Source organism: Niveispirillum cyanobacteriorum (genome assembly GCF_002868735.1).
GTDB classification, from domain to species: Bacteria; Pseudomonadota; Alphaproteobacteria; order Azospirillales; family Azospirillaceae; genus Niveispirillum; species Niveispirillum cyanobacteriorum.
Genome location: NZ_CP025613.1, coordinates 391475 through 415119, shown reverse-complemented (window position 1 = coordinate 415119; position 23645 = coordinate 391475). Strand labels below are relative to the sequence as shown.

The window sequence follows — 23645 nt, the reverse complement described above, 5'->3', positions numbered from 1 at the left end:
GGGCGCCTCGATCACGGGAAATAGAACATGCTGGGCAACGGCACCTGCACGGGGCTGTTGTCCGGGTTCACATCCATGATGTCGGCCATATAATCCCACCAGCGACGCATGACGGGCAGTTTGGGCAGGTCGTCGGCCTTGTTGTCTTGCGTCAGCCGCAGGACCGCGAACAGGGAAAGGCTCTCCTCATCGAGGAAAATGGAGTAATCATAGATACCAGCATCGCGCAACGCGTCGGCCAGATCCGGCCACAGCGTGTCGTGGCGGCGTTTGTACTCTGCCACATTTCCGGGCTTCAGTTTCATGCGGAACGCAATGGGCGTCATTGATCCACTCCCTTGCCAATGGTGCGGCCCCTTCTGCGGGGCTCTCGTCAAATGTCATACAATTTAGTCATACAATGTGGATTAACATCACACAATATGAGATTTTTATGGGCGCGCATTTTGGCAGCTCTTGGCCCGATCACTGCCTGCCCGTCAACGCACCGAAACCATCATCAAAGCATAATCCCATTATGTGGCGGACTGTTCTGCAATGTGAAAATTCTTCTTGCCTCCAGGCCCGCCATCACGCATGTTCAAAGCGAAAGTTGACGCCGTCCGGTTCCTGAAATCAGGCGGGACCCTTTCAACAGATTACGTCTTTCCCAGCCCATGGGCACCCCCGCCCTACCGGGGCCAGGAAAGGCGTCACAGGACCGGCCGGCGCCCCCGCCGCCCGGTATCCAGACCCCGTCCGATCTGACGGGCGCCTTGGATACGCAGGTGATCATTCACCTTGCTTCCCTCCTATAGCTACCCGGTCGGGCCGGTCCCGGCCGGGGCTTTTTCTCAATATCTGAAACAGTTTGACAAAAATTTGGGAGCGAATTTCACAATGCGCTTTCATATGTCATGATTTGGTATTATATTATTTTTGGGACAACGTTCCACATGTTGGAATCGCGCCAACCAATGGCGTAAGACGCAACAAAAACACCCTGGCCGCCCCGTCAGATTGGCGGCCCGCCTTGTGGGGAGGAGTTGAGAGATGAAGTATGTGAAGAGCCGCACGGCGCGGTCGGGAAAGTTGCTGGCCGGCGCTGGCTTCGGCCTGCTGATGACAGCGGTTTCCATGCCCGCCCTGGCGCAGACTGCGCCGGCGGAAAAGGTTGAACTGGAAGAGATCATTGTTGTCGGCACCCGCGCCTCCTTGCAGTCGGCCATCGACCGCAAGAAGAAGGCGAACACCGTTGTCGACAGCCTGGTGGCCGAAGATGTGGCCCAGTTCCCCGACAAGAATGTGGGCGAGGCCCTGCAGCGCATCACCGGTGTGCAACTGTCCCGCGCCTTTGGCGAGGGGGAGTCAGTCTCCATCCGCGGCGTCGAACCGGACCTAAACCGCGTTGAAATCAACGGCGTCTCCGTTCTGGGCGGCGCCGGCACCGGTGCGCGCGGTGCCGATCTGCGCGACATGGCGTCGGAACTGATTAAATCGATCGACGTGTTCAAAGGCTTCACCGCCGACATGACCGAAGGCGGCGTCGGCGGCACTGTGTCGGTACAGACGCGCCGTCCGCTGGAACTGAAGAAGACGCTGTTCTCCGTCTCTGCCGCCGGCCAGTATCTGGACCTGCAAAAGAAGGTCACCCCGCGCGGCAACCTGACCTTCGGTGACAAGTATCTTGATGATCGGCTGGGTGTGCTGGTTAACGTCACCTATGATGATGTCGATACGCGTGGCGACTTCCTGCGCAACACCGAATGGGTGGCGCTGGCCGATTACGACAACTCGCCCAACAAGACCCGTAATGTGGCGGGTTTTGAGAGTGTGGCGACCAAGGCCGCCTGCGCCAGCCAGAGCACTGCCGCCAACCGCACCAGCTGTGAATCGCAATGGTACGACCTGTCACCGCGCATTCCGCGCTACGGCATGTGGTATCGTAACGACAAGCGCGTCTCTGCCATGACGACGCTACAATATCAGGTCACGGACGAGTTGGATGTCTATGCCGACATCAACTGGAACAAGCGTGACCAGTTCCTGACCGACTATAATTACTCCATCGACCTTACTGCCGCTTCGCGCATCAACCCGGTCGGCGTGACGGTGGATTCCAACCACAATGTCATCGGCCTGATGACCGCGGCGACTGCGCCAAGCAGCACGACCGGTGCGGGCAATATCTTCGGCTCGCAGATGCGCGGCTTCGACTACACGCTGGAATCCAAATATTACACGGGCGGCTTCAATTGGGTCGGTGACCGTCTGACGGCGTCGGGCTTCTATTCGACGTCCGAAAGCACGATGTACAGCGATACCAATTCCATCGCGATCAGCGCCACCGTGCCCAATATCGGCGTGACCCTGTCGGAAAACGGCATCCCAACCTTCACCTTCCCCACCGGTTTCGACCCGTCCAATCCAGAGACCTATCGCAATGGCGGCGCGGCGGTTCAGTACCGGCCGGAAGAGGTTGAAACCACGGAGGATGCGGCCAAGCTGGACCTGGATTACAGCATCGACCGCTGGTCGCTGACCACCCTGGAAGTGGGCGGCCAGTGGCGCAAGACCGGTTCGTTGCGTTATGCCGGTGGCGGCTACACCGCGACTGATGGCACCGTCGTGCCGTCGGCCAACGTCACCTCCAACGTGGCGTTGGGGGCGGCCAACAATGGTCTGGTCTGGACCCCGCAGAAGCTGGTGGATTTCGTCCGCGCCACCGCCCATCAGACGCCGCAGAATTTCTACAAGGGCTACAAGGGCAATATCGGCAATGTGCCGAGCGGTTGGATGGCGCCGCAGGTCCGGCAGATCGGCGATTGGTTCGACATTTCGGGCTTCAATCATGATCTGATCCGCCGCGCCAATGGCCGCGACCAGATCCCCGCCCATGATATCGACGAGGAAGTGTCCGCCGGCTATGCCAAGGCGAACTTCGAATTCGATGTTGGCGATATGCCCGTGTCGGGCAATTTCGGCGTTCGCTATGTCGAAACGGAGATCACCGCAACGGGCGCCCTGACCCGTCGCGAGAACCGTCAGACGGGCACCACCAGCACCGGTTCGCCCATCACCTCCATCGTGACGGTCGGCCTGACGCCGGTGTCCATCAATGAGAAATATTCCGACACGCTGCCGGCTTTCAACATGAGCTTCGGCCTGATCCCGAACGAGGTGATTGCCCGTATCGGCTGGGCCAAGGTGATGGCGCGGCCCAAGCCCACCGATCTGGTGCCGGCCGCCAACTGCCTGTACGACTTGACCGAAGCCGGCAAGGCCGACAATCTGCTGGACAGCTGCACGTCGGGCAACCCGGACCTCGATCCCTACCGCGCCGACCAGTATGACCTGAATCTCGGCTGGTACATCAATGCCGACACGCTGCTGAACGCCTCATATTTCTACAAGGATGTGAAAAGCTTCATCCTGGCCCGCACCCTGGTCCGCAATATCGACCTGTTCAATGACGGCACGCTGTTTGACGTGACCATGCCGATCAATGGCGGCGGGGCCAAGATCGACGGTCTGGAACTGTCGGCGCAGACGGCGTTCACCTTCCTGCCCTCGCCCTTCGATGGGTTCGGTGCCAGCGTGAACTATACCTACTCCCGCGCCAAGGATGTGGGCCTGTTCAATTCGCTGACGGGTGAGGAACTGCCCTTCCCCGGCCTGTCGAAGCACAGCTACAACCTGATCGCCTATTACGACAAGGACGGCATCAATGTCCGCGTCGCCTATAATGGCCGTACCAAGTGGCTGCAGGCGGCCGCCGAACGGTCGGGCAATCCCGTGTTCCGCGACGGCACCGGCTATCTGGACGCCAAGGCCACCTATCGTCTGGGCGATACCGGCGTCTCCTTCTTCATCGAAGGCAAGAACCTGACGGGTGAGGCCGAACGCACGACCTCGGGCGAGGATATCCGCCTGGGCGAACTGGCCTATTCCGGCAAGCGCTACTACACGGGCGTTAGCTACAAGTACTGATCGCCTTCTGATCAGAAAAAGCCCCGCGACCGGCATGGTAGCGGGGCTTTTTCATAGCACCTATCTCTGATCCGTTTGGCTGACATAGTGGGCTTCCTCGAACTCCCACACGCCGGCCTGCTCGGCCTGTGCCAGCAACGCGTAAACGGCTTCGACCGGAACGCCAGGCGGCAGATCGATAGCATAAAGCCTTCCGTCAGCCCCCTCGAAGCTGCAGCCCAACGCCAACAGCGCCGGCCAATGTTTCAGGAAACAATTCGGCCCTTGGCCCGGCGGCAGTCTGACCCGATAAGTGGAATGTCCACCCCGCTGCACGACGCCTGTGAAGGCAAGCCGCCCGTCCTGATCGGGTGCGGCAGATACGGTATCGCCATTACTGACGCCATAGACATGGAAGGGCGAATTATCGATGCGGTAATGGCCGCTAGGCAAAGGCTGCGCGAACATGGTCTCTGCCCAGCCCCTCTCAACGGGAAACGCGATCTTGATAAGACCCTTATACGGCCCGTCCAGATCCGCCATGGCCATCTCCCTTCCCTCCGTCCTTCGCCCCGAACGCTGACACAGGACAGAGGGGAAGGTCCAGTAACGCGGCAGAGACCTACTTCACCGGCATCTTCATACCCGTACCCAGGAAGTAACTGGTATGCGGTGGCTGGTTATAGGCCACGTTCTGCCACACAACACCCAGCCGGTAGACCGGGTCCTGCATCAGGGTGACCAGACGATAGTCAGTGGGAAACGGCGTCGTGTAGATGCGCAGGGACCGGTTATCCTTGGTCCGCCAGATCACCTCTTCCCGCCAGTCACCAACGATATCGGCGGACAGGGCCGGGGTCGCCTTTGTGCCATTGTTGGAAGAGACGTCGGACGGGGACAGAAGCGGCACCGCCTCCCCCTTCTGCCAATCCCATTTCAGGACCTGCTCCTTGTCCAGCAGTTCACGCGACAGGTCGCCATCCCACCACAGGCCGAAATTCACCTGTTTGGGGTGATTGGCGGCGATGACCGCGCCTTGCGCACTATAAAGATAGGGCGAATTGCTGGCCCAGGCCTCCGCCCCCGGTGAACGCGGGTCGATATCCATCGCGACACCCCGGCCCGTATCCTTGTCGGTCGGGGTCGACCACAGGACCTTGCCGGTGGCGGCGTCCAGCATGGCGGTGCCGATGCCGCCATTGCGTGACGGCACCTCATGCACGCCGAACTTCTCCAGGCCGGGACGCAACGGATCCAGGTCGCTGACATGCATCGTGTCACCATGAAGCAGGCCCGCCGACCAAAGGCCCTTGCCGTCATCATCCAGGGCCATGGAGCCATAGATAATCTCGTCCTTGCCGTCGCCATCGACATCGGCGACCGAAAGCTGATGGTTGCCCTGGCCGCCATAGGCCTCGTTGCCGGGCTTGGCGCTGTCGAACTGCCAGCGCGGGGTCAGCTTGCCATCACGCCAGTCCCAGGCGGCCAAGGTGGTGCGGGTGTAATAGCCACGCGCCATCACTATGCTGGGCAGGTTGCCATCCAGATAGGCACCACCGGCCAGAAACCGGTCGGACCGGTTGGCGTAACCATCGCCCCAGACGGCCTGCAATTGCTCAGGCGTTGGGCTGTCCGTATCGGGATGGCGGCCGGGCCAGTAAGGCGCGCTGGCCAGGGCCTTGCCCGTCAGGCCTTCGAATACAGTGAGATATTCCGGCCCCTGCATGATGCGGCCCTGCACACGGGCCACCTTGCGCCCGTCCGGCGTGGTGGTGGCGCCGGTACGGTCGGCCTGCGGCACCTCCCCATCATGCGACCGCCAATCGGCATTGGCATCGCCCAGCACGGCACCCGTGCCGTCCACCGTGCCGTCGCTGGTGCGCACCGCCAGTTCCGCCTTGCCGTCCCCGTCGAAATCCATCACCAGGAACTGCGTATAATGCGCGCCCGCCCGGATGTTGCGGCCCAGATCGATGCGCCACAGCCGCGTGCCGTCCAGTCTGTAGGCATCCAGGATTACCGGGCCGGTATAGCCGCCAAAGGCGTTATCCTTGGCATTGCTGGGGTCCCATTTCAGGACAATCTCATACTGTCCATCGCCGTCCAGATCGCCGACGCTGGCATCATTGGCATTGTAGCTGTAGGCCTCTCCCGCCGGCGTGACCCCGTCTGCGGGCCGCTGCAACGGGATGGACAGGTAGCCATCGCGCCAGACGCTGGCGGTGACTCCCGTGGCCTCTCCGGCTCGCCGTACCTCATAACGGCCAGTGCCGTCCGCGCCCTTATCCAGAAAGTTGGTGGTGCGCGTGAGCGGTTTGGCGTTCAGCTTCGTGCCATCCCGGTACAGGTCAAAGCCAATGCCGGCAGGGTCCGTGTCCAGCAGGCGCCAGCCCACCAGCACGCCGCCATCGGCGGCCACCGCCACAAGACCACGGTCCAGCTTCTCCATCTGCCGCGCCGTGGCCGGCATTGCGGCAATACCGCACAGCAAGGCCGAGATCAGCCATTTCCGGGTTGCCATGTTTCCTCCCTGAACCGGTTTGGGTCTTACCTTACCCATATTCGTATGATATTTGAATTCCAATATTAAGGATGATGTATCACATTGTGGTAAAAATCGGGATAGGGAAGGAAACGACGATGAACCTGCCTGGCGTCAACCGGCGGCAATTCATGCAGGCAACGGCGCTTACCGCCCTTGCCAGCGGTGGGGCCGGCATAGCAGCGCAGGCCAAACCATCGGCGCCCGACACGCCCGTCGGCTGGATCGACGGTGCGGCCCCTGCCCGCCATCTGGGACAGACCTGGGGCGTGCCCTGGCCGCAGGGCCTGTACAAGCCGGCACAACGTTTCCGCCTGACCGATGGGTCGGGGGCGGCGGTGCCGGTGCAATCCTGGCCGCTGGCCACCTGGCCTGACGGATCGCTGAAATGGTCGGCGCACAGCGTGGGCGCGGGGGCCGGTACCTCTGGCCTGACTCTGTCCGCCGGCAAGGCCACGGAACCGGCGCAGCCCGTGAAGGTGACGGAAGGCGCCGACGCGATCACGGTCACCACCGGTCCCCGGCAATGGCGCATTCCCGTGCGCGGCGACCGCTTGATCGACAGCGCGACCATCGATGGCCGAATGGTTCTGCGCGATCTGCGTCTTATCTGCCTGTCGCAGGACCAGCCCGACCTAACAGAGGCGGAAACGGTCAGCCAGCGCCGCTCCATCGGCGCCGTCACCGCCGTGACGGTGGAACAGCGGGGGCCAGTACGGGCCGTGGTGAAGCTGGAAGGGGCGCATCGTGATGGGGAGCGGTCCTGGCTGCCCTTTACCATCCGACTTTACTTCCATGCTGGTGCTGAATCCGTCCGTATCCTGCATTCCTTTATCTTCGACGGGGATGAGAACAAGGATTTCATCCGGGGCCTGGGCCTCACCGCCTCTGTCCCGATGTCCGACGCCCCGCATGACCGGCATGTACGCTTCACAGGCGAAGGAGATGGCTTGTGGGCGGAGGCCATCCGCCCGCTGACCGGCCTGCGCCGCGATCCCGGCAAGGACTACCGTCAGGCGCAGATCGATGGCCGCGCCATCCCGGCTTTGTCCGGCATGGCCGAAACGGTGTCGAAGCGTCTGGACCTGATCCCAACCTGGGGTGATTTCACCCTGTCGCAGGCCAATGCCGACGGCTTTGCCATCCGTAAACGCACCAAGCCCGGCCATGGCTGGATCGATGCGCAGGCGGGGCGCCGTGCCGGCGGGCTGGCCTATGTCGGTGGGGCGGCGGGTGGTGCCGCCCTGGCCATGAACGATTTCTGGAAGCGGCATCCGGCCCGCCTAGATGTGCGCAACGCGGCGACCGACAATGCAGAACTGACCGCCTGGTTGTGGTCGCCCGACGCACCCGCCATGGATCTTCGCTTTTATCATGACGGGCTGGGCATCAAGACCCACCCCCAGGAACGCGAAGCCCTGGAAATCACCTATGAGGATTATGAGGAGGGCTGGGGCCGGCCCTATGGTATTGCCCGCACCACCGAACTGCATCTGTGGTCCCTGTCCGCCACGCCGGCGCGTGATTGGTTCACGCAAACCGCCGGTATTCTGGCGGCCCCGCCGCGCCTGATGGTGCCGCCGGCCCGATTGCGCGCCGTGCCGATCTTCGGCGATTGGGACCTGGTCAGCCGCGGCACACCCGCCCGCACCCGGATCGAGGATCAGGCCGATTTCCTGCTGAACCTGTACCGCGATCAGGTGGAACAGCGGCGCTGGTATGGGTTCTGGAACTATGGCGATGTCATGCATTCCTATGACAGTGACCGTCATGAATGGCGCTATGATATTGGCGGCTATGCCTGGGCCAATTCCGAACTCTCGCCCGATCTCTGGCTCTGGTACAGCTTCCTGCGCACGGGCCGCGCGGAAGTGTTCCGGCTGGCAGAGGCGATGACCCGGCACACAGGCGAGGTGGATGTCTGCCATATCGGCCCCTACAAGGGGTTCGGCACCCGCCACGGGGTGCAGCACTGGGCCGACAGCTCCAAACAGCCGCGCGTGTCCAACGCTGCCTATCGCCGCATCTACTACTACCTGACCGCCGACGAACGGGTGGGCGACCTGATGCGCGATCTGGTGGATAGCGACCGGACGCTGGCCAATGTCGATATCAGCCGCAAACTGCCCAACCCCACTCCGCCCGGCGTGATCGAGGCAGGATTTGGCACAACCTGGTCCTCCCTGGTGGCCGCTTGGCTGACGGAATGGGAACGCACAGGCGATAAGCGCTGGCGCGACCGCATCACCAACGGCATGCGCACCATCGCCGCCCTGAAACATCGCTGGATGGCGGGCGGCGCCCCCTATGACCCGAACACCGGTAAATTCTCCGGCCCCGGCGACAAGATCGGGGTTTCTCACCTGTCGGCGGTGTTTGGCGCGGTGGAGGTGCATGCCGAGCTGTTGGCCCTGCTGGATGTGTCGGAATACCGCGCCGCCTGGCTGGAATACTGCACCTTCTACAACGCCCCGGCGGCGGAGTTCCGGGCCAGATTTGGTCAGGACGCGAAGGGGCGCGGCCTGCGTCTGGCCCATTCCCGTCTCACCGCCTATGCGGCCCACCATCTGAAAGACCCGAAACTGGCGGCCCGCGCCTGGGCAGAGTTCACCGACAAGGGGGAACAGATTGCCGGCAGCCGCACCCACATCGCCGGCAACGCCGTCCTGAACCCCGTGGATGAGGTAGCGGGCATGTCCACCAATGGCGTCTCGCAATGGGGTCTGGCCGCCTATCAGAACCTGGCCCTGATCGGGGATGCGCTGCCGGCAGAGTGATCAGCAATTGAGCGCCCAAAAATCATGCGGCACTGCACCATAATTGGGCGCAACTTTATGCCAGTTTATGGAAAACAGCGCTTCGCAGCTGCGGCACAAAATTTGCGTTAACCATTCGGCGGGGACCAATGGCGGTTCCCCTTCATAGGGCCGGCCCGCCGGTCCCGCCGGACAATGGCGTCTGAACATCTGGGTCACCCCCGGATCGTTTAGGCGCCTTTTTTATTTGGAGCCTCAGATGACGCTGCAGAAGAATGCGCGCACCCTGTCCCTGATCCTGGCCCTTCCCCTGCTGGCGCAACCCGCCCTGGCTGGCGACGCCGCCAGCCTGTTGAAGGACGGCAAGTTCATCCTGGATTTCCGTTACCGCCTGGAAGATGTCGATCAGGCAGGCTTGGCGCAGAATGCCCATGCCCAGACCGCCCGCGTCCGTACCGGCTTTCAGACGGGCAAGATCAACGGCTTCTCCCTGCTGGCGGAGGCGGAGACCATCGCCCATGTCAGCAGCGCCTTCAATGATGGCCTGAACGGCAAGACACGCCGCCCCTTGGTCGCCGACCCGGAAGGCATGGAGTTGAACCGCCTGCAGGTCGATTATACCGGCTTCACCAAGACCGCCATCACGCTGGGCCGCCAGCGTCTGAACCTGGATAATCAGCGCTTCATCGGCGCCGTCGGGTTCCGTCAGAATGAACAGACGCTGGATGCCCTGAAAATCAACACCCAGGCCATCGACAAGCTGGACCTGACCTATGCCTATGTGGCGCAGGTCAACCGCGTGTTCGGGCACAAAAGCGCGCAGGGCGAGTTCGAGGGCGACAGCCACCTGTTCAATGCCGGCCTGACCCTGTCGCCCGCCGCGAAGATCACCGGCTATACCTATCTTCTGGACCTGGAGGAACAGCCGCTCCTCTCCACCGCCACCTATGGCGGACGGGTGGCCGGCAAGTACGCGCTGGACAAGGTTACCCTGACCTATGCCGCCGACTATGCCCACCAGTCCGATTATCAGGGCAATCCCCGTAACCTGTCCCTGGATTATGCCGGGCTAGAGCTGACCGCCACCTATGGCGGCCTGTCCCTTGGTGGCGGCTATGAAAGCCTGGAGGGTGACGGCGTGCGCGGCTTTGCGACACCGCTGGCGACCCTGCACAAGTTCCAGGGCTATGCCGACGTCTTCCTGACCACACCGGCCAATGGCATCAACGATGCCTATGGCCGTATCGGTTACGAAACGAAGCTTGCAGCCGGCCCCATCACCGGCCTTTCCGCCGCCCTCTGGTATCATGATTTCGAAGCCGAAAGGATCGACCGTTCCTATGGCAGTGAGATCGACGTGGAGGCGGCGCTGAAGCTGGGACCCAAGGTTACGGTCAGCGCCAAGTATGCCGATTATGACGGCGACGGCGCCTTCCCCGACCGCCAGAAATTCTGGCTGGCCTTTGACTATTCCTACTGAGCCTGCTGCCCCGGGGGTGGCACTGGCCGCCCCCTTCCCTACGTCCGACCGTTACGAAGGATCACGCTATGACGATCCCGACCTTTCCCCGCGTGAAGGCCCTGCGCTTCCTGCTGTCTGCTCGCGCGCGGCGCCTGGACCGGCTGAAGCGTCTGGCCCGCCTCTGTGCCCTGGTCACAGGCCTTAGCGGACTGGTGCATGCGTTGCAGCGGGAACGGGGCACCACGTCGCTGCATCTGGGGGCCGATGGCGGCATGTTACCCGACCTGTCGGCCCGCCGAGCGGAAACTGATCTGGCCCTCGACAAGGTGATGGCGGAGCTTGGCGCTATTGATCCCCTGGGCTGGGAAGGCTCTCTGACCAGTTGTATCGCCTTCGCCCGCCGCGCCCTGGGCGATCTGCCCGATTTGCGGGCACGGGTGGAGGCTCGCAGCATCGACCTGCGATCCGCCACCTTGGCCTATTCGACACTGATTGAGGCGCTGATGGCGGTGGTCACCGCCGTGGCCGGCCTCAGCGCCGATAATGCCCTGTCCCGCGCGCTGACGGCCCTGCTGAACTTCATGCGGGCCAAGGAGTTTTCCGGGCAGGAACGGGCCGTGGGGGCGGCTGCCCTGACCGCCGGTCAATTCGACGCCACGCGTTTCCGGCGCATGGCACAGTTGGAGGCGGCACAAAGGCAGGCATTGGACCTGTTCACGGCCCATGCCGCTGATGACCAGCGCGGATTTTTGTCGACCACCCTGCAAGGCGCGGATTGCGAACAGGTGCTGCAATTGCGGGCACAGTTGCGGGAGACGGGACCCAACCGCCCCCTGCCCGGTGCCAGTGCGCAGGGTTGGTTCGCCGCCGCAACGGGCCGCATCAACCGGCTTAAACAGGTGGAGGACCGTCTGATCGCCGATCTGGCGGCCTTGTGCGCCGACCGCATCGCCGGCGCGCAGGCGGAATTGTCGGCGCCGCTGCCGGGGGCCCCCTGGCATCTGCGTCTGTTCGCCTGGGGCCTGGGCGGCCGCCTGCGCCGGGCCCGCGACTGGTCAGAGCGGGTGGCCGATGCGATGGTCGCGCTGGACACGGATTGCCTGCCGCCCTGGCTTTCAAAGGCCCTGACACAGGTGACGGACGGCATCGACCCCGACCTGTCGCCCGCCGCCCAGCAGCAGCGCGAACGCCAATGGGCGGAGGCCGGCCGCGAGGCGCTGGAAGCCGTGATCGACCGGTTCAGCCAGCAGCATGAACAGGCCCTCAACATCATGGCCGCCCATGCCGGCGGTCTCCACGGTGACGCTGTGTCCATGGCCGATCTGGCGGGCCGCAACGCCCGCCATTCCCTGACCATGGCCAGCGCCAGTTCGCAGACACGCGGCGGGGTGGAGGCGGTGGCACAGGCGGCTGGCTCCCTGTCCCTTTCCATTCGCGATATCAATGATCAGGCGGCTCAGGCCCTGACCGTGTCCGCCGATGCCGTGGCGGAGGCGCGGCAGACCCACCGCACCGTAGAAGGCCTGACCGATGCGGCCCGCAATATCGGGCGGATTGTAGAGATCATTGGCGAAATCTCCGGCCAGACCAACCTACTGGCTCTCAACGCCACAATCGAGGCCGCCCGTGCTGGCGAGGCGGGCAAGGGCTTTGCCGTGGTGGCAGGGGAGGTGAAAAGCCTTGCCAGCCAGACCGGCCGCGCCACGGACGAGATCGGCCAGCGGATTGAGGAGATGCAGGCCGCCACCGGTGCCGCCGTCAGCGCCATCGGAGCGACAGCCGCCAAGATTGAGGCCATCGCCGCCCTGGTGGCCGGGATTGAGACGGCCCTGATGCGTCAGCGACAGGATACAGAGCGGATTGAGGAAAATATGCGCAGCGTGGCGGAGAGCGCCACCGACATCGATACTGTCGTGGAGGATGTGGCGCAAGGGGCTGACCATATCGGTCGCATGACGGGCAATGCCCTGACGGCAACGGATGAGTTGTCACGTCTGGTGGAAAGCCTGCGCGAAGGACTGGACGGGTTTGTGACACGGGTGCGCGCGGCGTAGGACGCACACGCTCAAAAAATCATCAGCTCTCGCATTTGCACAAATCCGCGCCATTGCCGCCTGTAACCTGAGCGTTTTCATTGCACAGGCAGCAGGCACCCACCACCCGACACCCCATATCCATCAGCCATAGGCTTGATAAATAACAATTAACCAATTGCCTTTCGCGACATCGGCACTTGGCATGTTTCTCGCTAATACCTCGGCGCACACGCGGCATGAAGGCGACGATGCCTTTTCTCCGTGCTGGTAACAGCTCGGGGCCGCGGTGCCGAAATTGCGGTTCCGACGCTGGGATCGCCTGGAGCAACGGCGCTCCGATGACAGACATGGGCCATGTGGCCCCTGCTGATCGTCGGAGCGCTTTTTTATTTTCAGCCCGGCCAAAGGCCGGAACAGGGGAGCCCGCGTATCATGAGCCAGACCGACACGCCTTCCGCCGGCCTGACCCGCCGTTCGCTCTTGACCGGCACGGCCCGCGCCGCCGGTGCCGCCACCCTTCTGACGGTCGCGCGCGCCGCCCTGCCCGGTGGGGGCGCCTGGGCCGCCGCTGCACCGGAAGTCACCAGCGCCACGCTGGGTTTCATCGCACTGACCGACAGCGCGCCGCTGATCGTCGCCAAGGTGAAGGGGCTGTTCGCCAAATACGGCATGCCCGACGTCAATGTCGTGAAGCAGGCCAGCTGGGGCACGACGCGCGATAACCTGGAACTGGGCGGCGGGGCCGGCGGCATTGATGGCGCCCATATTCTGACGCCCATGCCCTATCTGATGTCCACCGGCAAGGTGACCAAGAACAACCAGCCCCTGCCCATGCAGATCCTGGCCCGGCTGAATACCAACGGCCAATGCATCTCCGTCGCCAACCGGTACAAGGAGATGGGCATCACCACCAAGGCCAAGGGCTTGAAGGAGGCCTTCGCCAAGCAGAAGGCAGAGGGCAAGGAGGTGAAATGCGCCGTCACCTTCCCCGGCGGCACGCACGACTTGTGGATGCGCTACTGGTTGGCCTCCAACGGCATCGACCCAGACAAGGATGTCTCCACCATCGTGGTGCCGCCGCCGCAGATGGTGGCCAACATGAAGGTCGACACGATGGAGGCTTTCTGTGTGGGCGAACCCTGGAACGCGCAACTGGTGAACCAGGGTATCGGCTTCACGGCCCTGACCACCGGCGAACTGTGGCACGACCACCCGGAAAAGAGCTTCGCCATGCGCGCCGACTGGGTGGAGAAGAACCCGAACGCCGCCAAGGCCCTGCTGACGGCTGTCATTGAGGCGCAGATCTGGTGCGACAAGCCGGAAAACAAGGAAGAGATGTGCCAGATCGTTTCTGGCCGCGAATGGTTCAAGGTGCCGGTGGAAGACATTCTGGGCCGCGCCACGGGCACCATCGATTATGGCGACGGGCGCGTCGTGAAGAACAGCCCGGAGATCATGAAATACTGGTCCAACCATGCCTCATACCCGTTTCAGAGCCATGATCTCTGGTTCCTGACGGAGGATCAGCGCTGGGGCTATCTGCCGGGCGATCTGGACACCAAGGCACTGATCGCCAAGGTCAACCGCCAGGACCTGTGGCGCGATGCCGCCAAGCTGGCGGGCGCCAGTGACCTGCCCTCCGGCACCTCTCGCGGTATCGAGAAATTCTTCGATGGCCGCACATTCGATCCCGCCAACCCGGCGGCCTATCTCGCGTCGCACGACATCAAGCGTATCGCCTGAGTTGGGGGAGGAAATAAACCATGTCGACGATCAGCGAGAATGGCCTCGTGGCGCGGGTGCAGGGTGGCGGCGGGCTTTCCGCCCTGGCCGCCACCCTGCAATCCGTCCTGACACGGGCGTTGCAGAAATTGTTGGACCTGTTGCCGCTGCTGCTGGCGCTGGTTACCCTGCTGGGTATCTGGGAAGTCGCCTGCCATGGGGCGGGATCGTCCCTGCCACCGCCGTCGCGGGTGGTCAGCGATACCTGGGAATTGATCATTGATCCGTTCTTTGACAATGGCGGCGTGGATAAGGGCCTGTTCTGGCATCTGGCCGCCAGCTTGAAGCGGGTGGCCGTGGGCTTTGCCCTGTCCGCCATCACCGGTATCGCGCTGGGCGTGCTGATCGGGCAATCCAGCCTGGCCTATCGGGGGCTGGACCCGATTTTTCAGGTGCTGCGCACGGTACCACCGCTGGCTTGGCTGCCCATTTCACTGGCCGCCTTCCGGCAGGCGGACCCGTCGGCCATTTTCGTGATCTTCATCACGTCAATCTGGCCGATCATCCTGAACACCGCCGTCGGCGTGCGGCAGATCCCGCAGGATTACCGCAACGTGGCCCGCGTCCTGCGCCTGTCGCCGCTGGAATTCTTCTTCCGCATCATGCTGCCCTCCTCTGTGCCTTTCATCTTCACCGGGTTGAAGATCGGCATCGGCTTGTCCTGGCTGGCCATCGTGGCGGCGGAAATGCTGATCGGCGGCGTGGGGATCGGCTTCTTCATCTGGGATGCCTGGAACAGCTCGCTGATGAGCGAGATCATCCTGGCCCTGGTCTATGTCGGGCTGGTCGGCTTCATCCTGGACCGTGTCATCACGATCATCGGCAACCGCGTTGCGGGCCGCAAGGTCAGCTGAGGAGTGTGACCCATGACCCATCCCTATCTGTCGCTGGAAAATGTTGGCATGGATTTCACGGTCGCTGGCCGCACCTTCCATGCCGTGACAGACGTGAACCTGGCCATTGAGCGTGGGCAATATGTCTCCATCATCGGCCATTCCGGCTGTGGCAAGTCCACGCTGCTGAACATCGTGGCTGGCCTGACGCGGGCCAGCAAGGGCGGCGTCATCCTGGACGGGCAGGAGGTGAACAGCCCCGGCCCCGACCGGGCCGTGGTGTTCCAGAACCATTCCCTGCTGCCCTGGCTGACGGCCTATCAGAATGTGCGGCTGGCTGTGGACAAGGTATTCGGGGCCACGAAATCGGCGGCAGAGCGACATGACTGGACCCTGCACAACCTGCGGCTGGTCCATATGGACCATGCCGTGGACAAGCGCCCCGATGAGCTGTCAGGCGGCATGAAGCAGCGGGTGGGCATTGCCCGCGCGCTGTCCATGGAACCCAAGGTCCTGCTGATGGATGAACCATTCGGGGCGCTGGATGCCCTGACCCGCGCGCATCTGCAGGATACGGTGATGGAAATCCAGACCCGCCTGAACAGCACCATCATCATGATCACCCATGATGTGGACGAGGCGGTGCTGCTGTCCGATCGCATCGTGATGATGACCAATGGCCCCTCGGCCACCATCGGGGAGGTGCTGGAGGTTGACCTGCCCCGCCCCCGTCGCCGCCTGGACCTGTCGGACGATGCCCGCTATGTCGCCTACCGGGCCGCCGTCCTGCGCTTCCTCTATGAACGCCATGCAAAGCCGGAAGCGGCCTGATCAAGCCACGCGCTCAAACCACATATACCAGTTCACCTCCCAGGTCTCTCCCCCATCGGGGGAGAAGGCTTGCTCCCAGCGCGCGCTGCTGGCGGTTATGTGGGACCAGATGAAGCGTACCTTGATGGGCTTGCCGGCCAGCGTGTCATCGGCCAGGAAGGTGCCCACCCCGTCCTGGAAGCAGCCCTGCATGGGCTCTCCAACCTCGCCATGGCGTTCATCGAACCACCAAATGTTCCACAACCCTGTCTTGGGGCTGATCCGGCGGAAGGTGGCAGCGCGGTAGGTGCCGCTGGGATCATGCAGGACATTGTCGTCGCAATTGCCCAGGCCCGCCATCACTTCGCGCGCCTCACAGGTACCGGTGAAGTCCTGCCAGTCGCAGGACCCGACCAGCCGCCCGTTCAGTTTGCGGTGCCGAACATTCCATCTGCCGTTCAGGAAGGCGAAATCGCCCTGTCCGGCGCCGACGGGGGCTTTGGGAATGGTGACAGTCATGATCGGGCTCCTTTGTTCGCGTGACTTCCTTGTACGAGGCGATACCTGACATCTTATGTCAGGTATTTTCGGCGCCTTCCGAAAAACATGACCCCTGGGTTGCGTGCCCGCTCCCTTGCCGGAGGGTGGGGGGTGGTCCTAACTGACGGGCGAGATTGGCCTTTCAAGGACCCTGCCCGATGCGCTTCGACCTGCGCGCCCTGCCGCCATCGGCGCGGTACAAGATCATGACCGCCACCATCACCCCGCGCCCCATCGCCTGGGTAACGTCGGTGTCTGCTGATGGCGTCCGCAACGCTGCCCCGTTCAGCTTCTTCAACATGGTCGGCGATGATCCGCCCCTGCTGGCGCTGGGCCTGATGCACCGTCCCGACGGTCGGTTGAAGGACACGACCGCCAACATCCTGGCCACCGCCGAATTCACAGTGAACCTTGTGTCCGAAGATGATGCGGCACGGATGAACCGTTGTTCCGCCGACGCTCCGCCGGAGGTGGATGAACTGGCCTATGCCGGGATTGAGACCGTTCCCGCCAGCGTGATCGCCGCCCCCTTGATCGCCAGCGCGCCCGCCAGTTTTGAATGCCGTCGTCATAGCATCATCGAAACCGGCCCGCGCCAGACCCTGATCCTGGGCGAAGTGCTGGTGGCACATGTGGCGGACCGGTTCGTGCTGGATGCCGACAGCCAGCATCTGGATACACCGGCCATGAAACTGATCGGGCGCACCCATGGCCGTGGCTGGTATGTGCGCAATGGCGACACAATGCAGATGGACCGCCCCGCCTATGATCCCAACTGGCGAGTATAAGGTGTGAATAGCACTGGTCGGAGACACCGGCGGACGCCTAGGATGCCGCCCCTTCCGCCCCTATGATTGATTGCGTTTGCCATGGCCAGCCCCCTTGCCCCCGCCCTTGCCGAAATCCGCGCCCTGCTGCTGAACGGGGACCGGCTGGTGCGCGCCGTAGCCAGCGGGCGCATGCGCAACATGACCCCGCCCTGGCGACGTATAGAGCTGCGGCCCGTGGCCCTGAAGGCCGGCGCGCATTTACAGACCGTCGCCTATGACGACCGGCAGGCCCATACCAGCAACGCCGCCTTCGGCCCCGCCGCCGAACAGGCCGTGGACGCCTTGCTGGCGCTGGGTATGGGCAACTGGCATGTGGAAACACTGGACAGCACTGTGCAGCTGCGCATCACCAAGAAGGGGGAGGCGATGATCAGCCGTACGGCAACCGCCGCGCCCAAGGAACGCGCACTTGACCATGATCGGGCCAAGCCGCGCCTGCTGGACCCCGCCGATCCGTTCTGGCGGGCCGTGGGCATTGCCGATGCCGAAGGCCGGATCAAGCCGACGCGGCAGGACAAGTACCGGCAGGTGGAGGAGTTTATCCGCGCCCTGGATGCCGTCCTGAAGGGCGACGCCCTGCCCGACGACCGCCCGCTGCGCGTCGTGGACCTTGGCTGCGGCAATGCCTATCTGACCTTTGCCGCCTTTCGCTTCCTGTCGCATGTACGCAGGCTGACCGTGGATTTCACGGGCGTGGACACCAAGCGGCAGGCCCGCGAACGCAACACCGAACTGGCACAAAGCCTGGGCTGGGACGGGCTGCGCTTCATGGAGGGGACGATTGCCGAGGCCCCCGTGGACGGGGCCGATATCGTCCTGGCCCTGCATGCCTGCGACACAGCCACCGACGATGCCCTGGCCCGCGCCGTCGCCTGGGGGGCCAAATATGTTCTGGCCGCACCCTGCTGTCACCATGACCTGCAAAAGCAGCTGCGCGCCGGAGAGCCACCCACCGCCTATGGTCTGCTAACCCGCCACGGGATCCTGCGTGAACGCTTTGCTGATGTCATGACCGACGCGCTGCGCGCCAGCCTGATGCGGCAGGCCGGCTACCGGACAGAGATCATCGAGTTCGTGCCGTCGGAGCACACGCCGCGCAACACCCTGCTGCGCGCTGTCCATACGGGCGCCAAGGCCGACGCGAAGGTGATCGAAGAGTACCGAACCCTGGTGGCCGATTGGGGTGTGACGCCGAAACTGTCTGTGTTGTTGGGCATGGATGCGGGGTTCTAGAGTTTGTGAGGGTCAGTTGACGGGGATGACTGTTGAAGAAGCACCAACCCGATTCCATCAAAAACTGACAGACTCTTAAATCTTAACAGGATTAGAACTTACGCCGCCTGCAGGCGCAGACCGTCCAAGCGGCTGGCAAGCGCCTGCTGACCAGCATCGTCATGGTCAAACCGGACGGAGCAACTGCCCAGTTCGCTGGCCATGATGGTGAAGCTGATGGGCGTTGGCAGCTGATGCCATGTCAGCTGTCCCTTCTGCCCCATATTGACGCCATCCAGGGACAGCAGGGCACCACCGCTAGAAACATTGTCCAGGCTGGCCTCCATGACCCGGCCACCGATCTGGACGCTGACAGTCTGGCCCACCTGATAGCGGCGGCTCCCGCGGCGGTCGACATCGGAAATGGCCGTACGGACGACGCGGACCAGGGTCTGACGCAGGGCGTTCACGCCATCGGTGACATGGGTGGACACTTCGCGCAGCAGCAGCGCCTTCTGGCCCGTACCGTGGGCCTCCTCCGACACCAGCGCGATGCGACGGGACACTTCACGGTTGGCGTTGGCCGTCTCCGACACGTTGCGGGCAATCTCCTTGGTCGCCGCGGACTGCTCCTCCATCGCGGCGGCGATGGTGGAGGAGATATGGTCCATATCGTTGATGGCCCCGCTGATCGAGGCCACGGCATCCACGGCGGCGGCGGTGGCTGACTGGATCTCGCTGATCTTACGGGTAATGTCCTCGGTCGACCGGCTGGTCTGGGTCGCCAAGTTCTTCACCTCCGACGCCACGACGGCAAAGCCCTTGCCGGCCTCGCCAGCGCGTGCCGCCTCGATGGTGGCGTTCAGTGCCAGTAGGTTGGTCTGGCCGGCAATGTCGCCGATCAGGTTGGCAACCTCCCCGATTTGGCCCACTACCTCGCGCAGGCTTTCGATGGTTTCGCGAGTACGCTCGCCCCCTTCCACGGCCTTGCGGCTGACGGTCATGGCATGGGCGACCTGGGCGCTGATCTCCTGGATGGAAGCGGTCAGTTCTTCGGTGGCGCTGGCCACGGCCTCGGCATTGGCCAGCGCCTGCTCGGCAGCAGCGGCAACATTCTGAGCATTGTCGCTGACCTGGGCCGCCGACTGCTCCATACCGGCGGCGGTCTTATCCATAATGGCGGCTTCGGCGGCGACATTGTCCACCGACACGCGGCTTTCGCTTTCAACCGTTTCGGCCATGCCCGTCAGGGCGGCCACGCGTTCCTCCCGCGCCTTGGCCTCGGCCTCCGCCTGGGCCTCACGCAGGCGGACATTGTCCGCCGTGCGCTCATGCAGAATGGCCAGCGCGCGGGACATATCCGCAATCTCGTCCTTACGCTGGCCCGCCGGGGGCACCTTGACCGACAAGTTGCCGTCGCCGATGGCGGCCAGCACATCGGTCAGGGTGATCAACGGTCGCACGACATGACGGTTCAGGACGAAAATGACCAGCGCCGACACCGCCACGCCAACCACCAGCAGGATCAAGGACAGATCGGCCAGATCATCGGCGATATCGATAGCGCTGCCCAATTCACGGTGCATGCTGTCGGTGGCCTGCCCGGCAATGGCATCAACCTCCTTAACCACGGCTTCCAGGGCGTCGGTCAGGGCTTCGGTCTTGGAATCCAGCTCACCCATAAGCTTGTTGCCCTGGGCGGGACCATCCTTCACATAGGCATGGGCCATCTTCAGGCCCAGATCATAGAACGGGTCCAGCGCGGCACCGACCTTGTCCAGCTCAGCCACCAGCTTGGATTGCCCCATGGCCTTGGCCAGTTCGCGGGACTTACGCAGGTTCTCGCGCGCATGGTCGCGGGCCTTCTCGGCTTCTGCAAAGCCGTCATCCAAACCGTCCAGACCGCGCGTAGCCGAGACATCGGTCAGCCATTGCTGGACCTGCACCAGATTGATCGACAGCAGCCGTGCCGACGAGACGAGGTCCAGTGATTGCACTGCCGCCACATCGGCGGCCCGGTTGGCCTCTGCGATTTGCTTCTGCTGCCGGCCGGCCCCCATCAGCATCAGTACTGTCGCTGCGGCCAGCAGCAGCAATACCAGCAGGTTCGAAAACATGATCTTCTGACTGATGCCAATGCGCATGATGCAATATCCCAGCGTTCGCGATGGAACGGACCGGGGACGGCCACAAACTCCACCATTAATGCTGTGGATATCACCGAATGCTGCTGCGCTACATCTATCCTACCGAATAGTGGTTCGGGCTTGCGCTTGGTCCGGTCACACCAACCGTACCAGCCCATGCAGCACCGCCAGACGTCCAACCGGCACACAGATCAGGTTGTAGACGCAGACGCCGGGGAAGGGATCGACATTGTTTCCCTTGAAGTTGGGTTCGGCATGCAACGGCACCCTGTGCTGCCACACGCGGTAATCCATCTCCCGCAGCAGGTCGAGCATGGCTTGATCGGGCTTAACATCACTACGCAGATATAGGCAGGGCCGATGCAGCAGAATGCTGCTTCTTGCCCCCCGCAACACTCCTGGACCCAATGCGCCAATACTCACTTTGATCAAATTCAGACTGTCCAGTCGCAGCGCATCAATATCGCTGCCATCTTCCTGATGCAGTGTCAGGGAACGATGGCCGATATTGGCAATGTTCCGCTGTATCAGGTTCCGCAGGTGCATATCTGGCTCGAATGCGTGGACCTTGAAATGCGTCGATAAGGCCAACGCCTGTATGCCGATGCCTGCACCGACCTCGACCGCCGTTTCACCGGGTTCCAGCGCACAGATACAGGCCGCCACCTCGCCCTGCAGCCATTCACCATTGGCTTCAAGGCAACCACCAAGAATTCTATCGGAGGATGGATAGTGAATAGCACCGACACGCGTCATCGCTTCGCGCGTGTCGTCATCAACAATAGCGGACGACGGTGTCATCCGTTGCACCAGGACTGGCGGGCGCTGCGCTGGCAAGGGGGGCGCCGGAACGGGCGGAAAAGGTAAAGGCGGCTGACGCGGCGGTGGGGCAGCAGGGCTTAACCGTGACGCATCGCCATCCTTCAGCAAGGCGACTTCAGTGGCCAGACGCTGGAAGACGCCGGCCCAATCACCAGCCGTCGTCTGCCGGAACAGCCGCATGGTTCGCGGATACCAGGGACTGTCTTCCCGGTTACGCATCCACCGCCAATCGGGTGCAAACTTCAACGGCACCCAGACAGGGCAGCCAAGCGCACCGGCCAGATGGGCCACCGATGTGTCGGACGAAATGATAAGGTCCAGGTGCTGCATGACCGCAACAGTGTCCATGAACGCATCCGGGCCTTCATCGAAATCAGGACCCAGCGTTTGAACCTTCATCCCATCGGGCAACCGGTCAAGCTGATCCAGGCCAAAGCCCTTCTGCAGGCTGATCAGCGTGACACCCGGCACACGGGCGACCGGGGCCAGATGTTCCAGGCCAAAGGAACGGCCGCGATCAACACCGGTTCCTGGCTTGCCCTGCCACACGACACCGATGCGAAAACCACCCTTGGGCAGGCGGTCACGCCAGGCATTAACACGATCCGGGTCGGCCTTCAGATAGGGGATGGGTGCCGGTACACGATCCACCGTCGCACACAGCACCCGCGCCAGACTCATAATCGGAATATGCACATCAAAGTGCGGCAACGGTTCCCCGAAGGTCGCAAAGGTTACCCCGGTTATGGCCAGGCGATAGAGGGCCAGAAGATTGGATGGCACCTCCAGGACAACCTGCGCGGCCCGCGCCACCACCTGCTGCACAAAACGGACAAACTGGATACTGTCGCCCAGCCCCTGCTCATGATGGATCAGGATGGTTTTGCCGCTGATATCCTCGCCCCGCCATTCCGGGCGACCGAAATCACGTAAGGGGACAGGCAGGTTGGGCCGCAGCCAGCGCCACTCGAAATGCTGCCAGCCTTCTTCCCACTGTCCCAGGGACATGAACAGCCCGGCTGCCGTCGTGTGCATCAACTGGTCTCGGGGATGCACCTCCAGCATGCGGCGGGCGTGGCGCACCGCTGTGACCATATCCCCGGCTTCCATGGCTAGACTGGTCAGGTTGTTCAACGCATCGCGATAGGTGGGAACCCGCGCGATCACGGCCTCGAAACAGCGGCGGGCGCCATCCAGATCACCGGTATGGATGAACAGCGCATTACCAAGGTTGACCAGCGCCTCGGGCATGCCGGGACGCAGGCGAAGCGCGATATGGTAATACCCGATGGCTTCGTCGGCTTTGCCCAGGCGGACAAGGTTGTTGGCAAGATTGACATACACTTCCGGAAGATCAGCGCGAACCTTAAGGGCATCGCGATAGCGCTCCACCGCTTCTTCCACCAGCCCCCCATCGACCAGAAGATTGGCAAAATTGAACAGGCATTCCGCAGAATTGGGTTCCAATGCCAGGGCACGCTCATAACTGTCCCGGGCGCCGGCAAGGTCGCGTGACGCATGCAGCGCCTGAGCCAGAATTGCATGTGCCCCGGCAGCATCGGGCCGCAGCGCGGCTGCCCTCTGGCTGACCTGGACGGCTTCGGCGGCGCGACCCAATGCCAATAGCGAGTTGGAGAGATTGATCAGCGCGTCATAGTCCTGAGGGACCAATGTCACCCAATGGCCAATCGCCTCCGCCGCCTCGGCGTGACGACCTATTTGCTGAAAAGCGATGCCAAGCGGATGCAGCACGTCGGCGAAGGTCGGATGGGCTTTCAGCAAGGCCTGATACCGACGGATAGCTTCCTCCAGCTTGCCCACCAGATGCACGGCCTTCGTCGCGTTCAGTTCCGCCAGGGCTTGCTGCTGACTATCTACCATTCTCCACGGCTCCCCTGTACCGCCTGTCTTGGCTACCGACGCAT

General features: G+C 62.9%; 15 protein-coding genes. 9 read left to right on the top strand and 6 right to left on the bottom strand.

The features are described 5' to 3' along the window. Nucleotides 1–11: 11 nt before the first annotated feature. Complete coding sequence (gene rhaM / locus C0V82_RS22700; RefSeq protein WP_102114718.1) at nt 12–326, bottom strand: L-rhamnose mutarotase; 315 nt, start codon at nt 324–326, stop codon at nt 12–14. A gap of 706 nt (nt 327–1032) precedes the next feature. On the opposite strand from rhaM, the gene C0V82_RS22695 reads away from it, so the two are divergent. Then, complete coding sequence (locus C0V82_RS22695; RefSeq protein WP_102114717.1) at nt 1033–3969, top strand: TonB-dependent receptor; 2937 nt, start codon at nt 1033–1035, stop codon at nt 3967–3969. Nucleotides 3970–4029: 60 nt separating this feature from the next. On the opposite strand, the gene C0V82_RS22690 is transcribed toward C0V82_RS22695, so the two are convergent. Continuing rightward, nucleotides 4030–4491 carry a DUF4265 domain-containing protein gene (locus C0V82_RS22690; protein WP_158660157.1) on the bottom strand — a complete coding sequence of 154 codons (462 nt, stop codon included), beginning with the start codon at nt 4489–4491 and terminating at the stop codon, nt 4030–4032. A 79-nt stretch (nt 4492–4570) separates the two neighbouring features. Then, a complete protein-coding gene (locus C0V82_RS22685) occupies nt 4571–6469 on the bottom strand; it encodes a rhamnogalacturonan lyase (protein WP_281493034.1) in 1899 nt (632 codons plus the stop codon). Between the two features lie 119 nt (nt 6470–6588). Here C0V82_RS22685 and C0V82_RS22680 point away from each other — a divergent pair, with 119 nt between their 5' ends. From C0V82_RS22680 to C0V82_RS22655, 6 genes are all read left to right on the top strand, one after another. Next, on the top strand, nt 6589–9267 hold the full coding sequence (locus C0V82_RS22680) for an exo-rhamnogalacturonan lyase family protein (RefSeq protein WP_102114715.1): 2679 nt from the start codon (nt 6589–6591) through the stop codon (nt 9265–9267). A gap of 238 nt (nt 9268–9505) precedes the next feature. Then, nucleotides 9506–10726 (top strand): alginate export family protein, encoded by a 1221-nt coding sequence (locus C0V82_RS22675; protein WP_102114714.1) that lies wholly within the window; start codon nt 9506–9508, stop codon nt 10724–10726. Between the two features lie 68 nt (nt 10727–10794). Further along, entirely contained in the window at nt 10795–12762 is a 1968-nt protein-coding gene (locus C0V82_RS22670; RefSeq protein ID WP_102114713.1) for a methyl-accepting chemotaxis protein, read from the top strand. 414 nt (nt 12763–13176) lie between these two features. After that, nucleotides 13177–14487, top strand: a complete 1311-nt coding sequence (locus tag C0V82_RS22665) for a CmpA/NrtA family ABC transporter substrate-binding protein (protein ID WP_102115158.1) — start codon at nt 13177–13179, stop codon at nt 14485–14487. A 20-nt stretch (nt 14488–14507) separates the two neighbouring features. After that, nucleotides 14508–15380, top strand: coding sequence for a nitrate ABC transporter permease (gene ntrB, locus C0V82_RS22660; RefSeq protein ID WP_102114712.1), 873 nt, complete (start codon nt 14508–14510; stop codon nt 15378–15380). Between the two features lie 12 nt (nt 15381–15392). After that, the gene (locus C0V82_RS22655; RefSeq protein ID WP_102114711.1) at nt 15393–16190 is read left to right on the top strand and encodes an ABC transporter ATP-binding protein; all 798 of its coding nucleotides are present in this window, start codon (nt 15393–15395) and stop codon (nt 16188–16190) included. Here C0V82_RS22655 and C0V82_RS22650 read toward each other — a convergent pair whose 3' ends face one another. Beyond that, nucleotides 16191–16688 (bottom strand): DUF1579 domain-containing protein, encoded by a 498-nt coding sequence (locus C0V82_RS22650; RefSeq protein WP_102114710.1) that lies wholly within the window; start codon nt 16686–16688, stop codon nt 16191–16193. Nucleotides 16689–16867: 179 nt separating this feature from the next. Between C0V82_RS22650 and C0V82_RS22645 the strand changes: the two genes are divergently transcribed. Next, nucleotides 16868–17497 (top strand): flavin reductase family protein, encoded by a 630-nt coding sequence (locus tag C0V82_RS22645; protein WP_102114709.1) that lies wholly within the window; start codon nt 16868–16870, stop codon nt 17495–17497. Nucleotides 17498–17578: 81 nt separating this feature from the next. Beyond that, nucleotides 17579–18772 (top strand): class I SAM-dependent methyltransferase, encoded by a 1194-nt coding sequence (locus tag C0V82_RS22640; RefSeq protein WP_102115157.1) that lies wholly within the window; start codon nt 17579–17581, stop codon nt 18770–18772. A gap of 98 nt (nt 18773–18870) precedes the next feature. Here C0V82_RS22640 and C0V82_RS22635 read toward each other — a convergent pair whose 3' ends face one another. Together C0V82_RS22635 and C0V82_RS22630 are read right to left on the bottom strand one after the other, a co-directional pair. Continuing rightward, a complete protein-coding gene (locus tag C0V82_RS22635; protein ID WP_102114708.1) occupies nt 18871–20895 on the bottom strand; it encodes a methyl-accepting chemotaxis protein in 2025 nt (674 codons plus the stop codon). 138 nt (nt 20896–21033) lie between these two features. Next, nucleotides 21034–23601 (bottom strand): tetratricopeptide repeat protein, encoded by a 2568-nt coding sequence (locus C0V82_RS22630; protein WP_102114707.1) that lies wholly within the window; start codon nt 23599–23601, stop codon nt 21034–21036. Nucleotides 23602–23645 lie beyond the last annotated feature (44 nt).

Excerpts from the sequence above, each read along its gene's own strand:
- rhaM (WP_102114718.1), bottom strand. The coding sequence starts at position 326 with ATGACGCCCATTGCGTTCCGCATGAAACTGAAGCCCGGAAATGTGGCA.
- C0V82_RS22695 (WP_102114717.1), top strand. The coding sequence starts at position 1,033 with ATGAAGTATGTGAAGAGCCGCACGGCGCGGTCGGGAAAGTTGCTGGCC.
- C0V82_RS22690 (WP_158660157.1), bottom strand. The coding sequence starts at position 4,491 with ATGGCGGATCTGGACGGGCCGTATAAGGGTCTTATCAAGATCGCGTTT.
- C0V82_RS22685 (WP_281493034.1), bottom strand. The coding sequence starts at position 6,469 with ATGGCAACCCGGAAATGGCTGATCTCGGCCTTGCTGTGCGGTATTGCC.
- C0V82_RS22680 (WP_102114715.1), top strand. The coding sequence starts at position 6,589 with ATGAACCTGCCTGGCGTCAACCGGCGGCAATTCATGCAGGCAACGGCG.
- C0V82_RS22675 (WP_102114714.1), top strand. The coding sequence starts at position 9,506 with ATGACGCTGCAGAAGAATGCGCGCACCCTGTCCCTGATCCTGGCCCTT.
- C0V82_RS22670 (WP_102114713.1), top strand. The coding sequence starts at position 10,795 with ATGACGATCCCGACCTTTCCCCGCGTGAAGGCCCTGCGCTTCCTGCTG.
- C0V82_RS22665 (WP_102115158.1), top strand. The coding sequence starts at position 13,177 with ATGAGCCAGACCGACACGCCTTCCGCCGGCCTGACCCGCCGTTCGCTC.
- ntrB (WP_102114712.1), top strand. The coding sequence starts at position 14,508 with ATGTCGACGATCAGCGAGAATGGCCTCGTGGCGCGGGTGCAGGGTGGC.
- C0V82_RS22655 (WP_102114711.1), top strand. The coding sequence starts at position 15,393 with ATGACCCATCCCTATCTGTCGCTGGAAAATGTTGGCATGGATTTCACG.
- C0V82_RS22650 (WP_102114710.1), bottom strand. The coding sequence starts at position 16,688 with ATGACTGTCACCATTCCCAAAGCCCCCGTCGGCGCCGGACAGGGCGAT.
- C0V82_RS22645 (WP_102114709.1), top strand. The coding sequence starts at position 16,868 with ATGCGCTTCGACCTGCGCGCCCTGCCGCCATCGGCGCGGTACAAGATC.
- C0V82_RS22640 (WP_102115157.1), top strand. The coding sequence starts at position 17,579 with ATGGCCAGCCCCCTTGCCCCCGCCCTTGCCGAAATCCGCGCCCTGCTG.
- C0V82_RS22635 (WP_102114708.1), bottom strand. The coding sequence starts at position 20,895 with ATGCGCATTGGCATCAGTCAGAAGATCATGTTTTCGAACCTGCTGGTA.
- C0V82_RS22630 (WP_102114707.1), bottom strand. The coding sequence starts at position 23,601 with ATGGTAGATAGTCAGCAGCAAGCCCTGGCGGAACTGAACGCGACGAAG.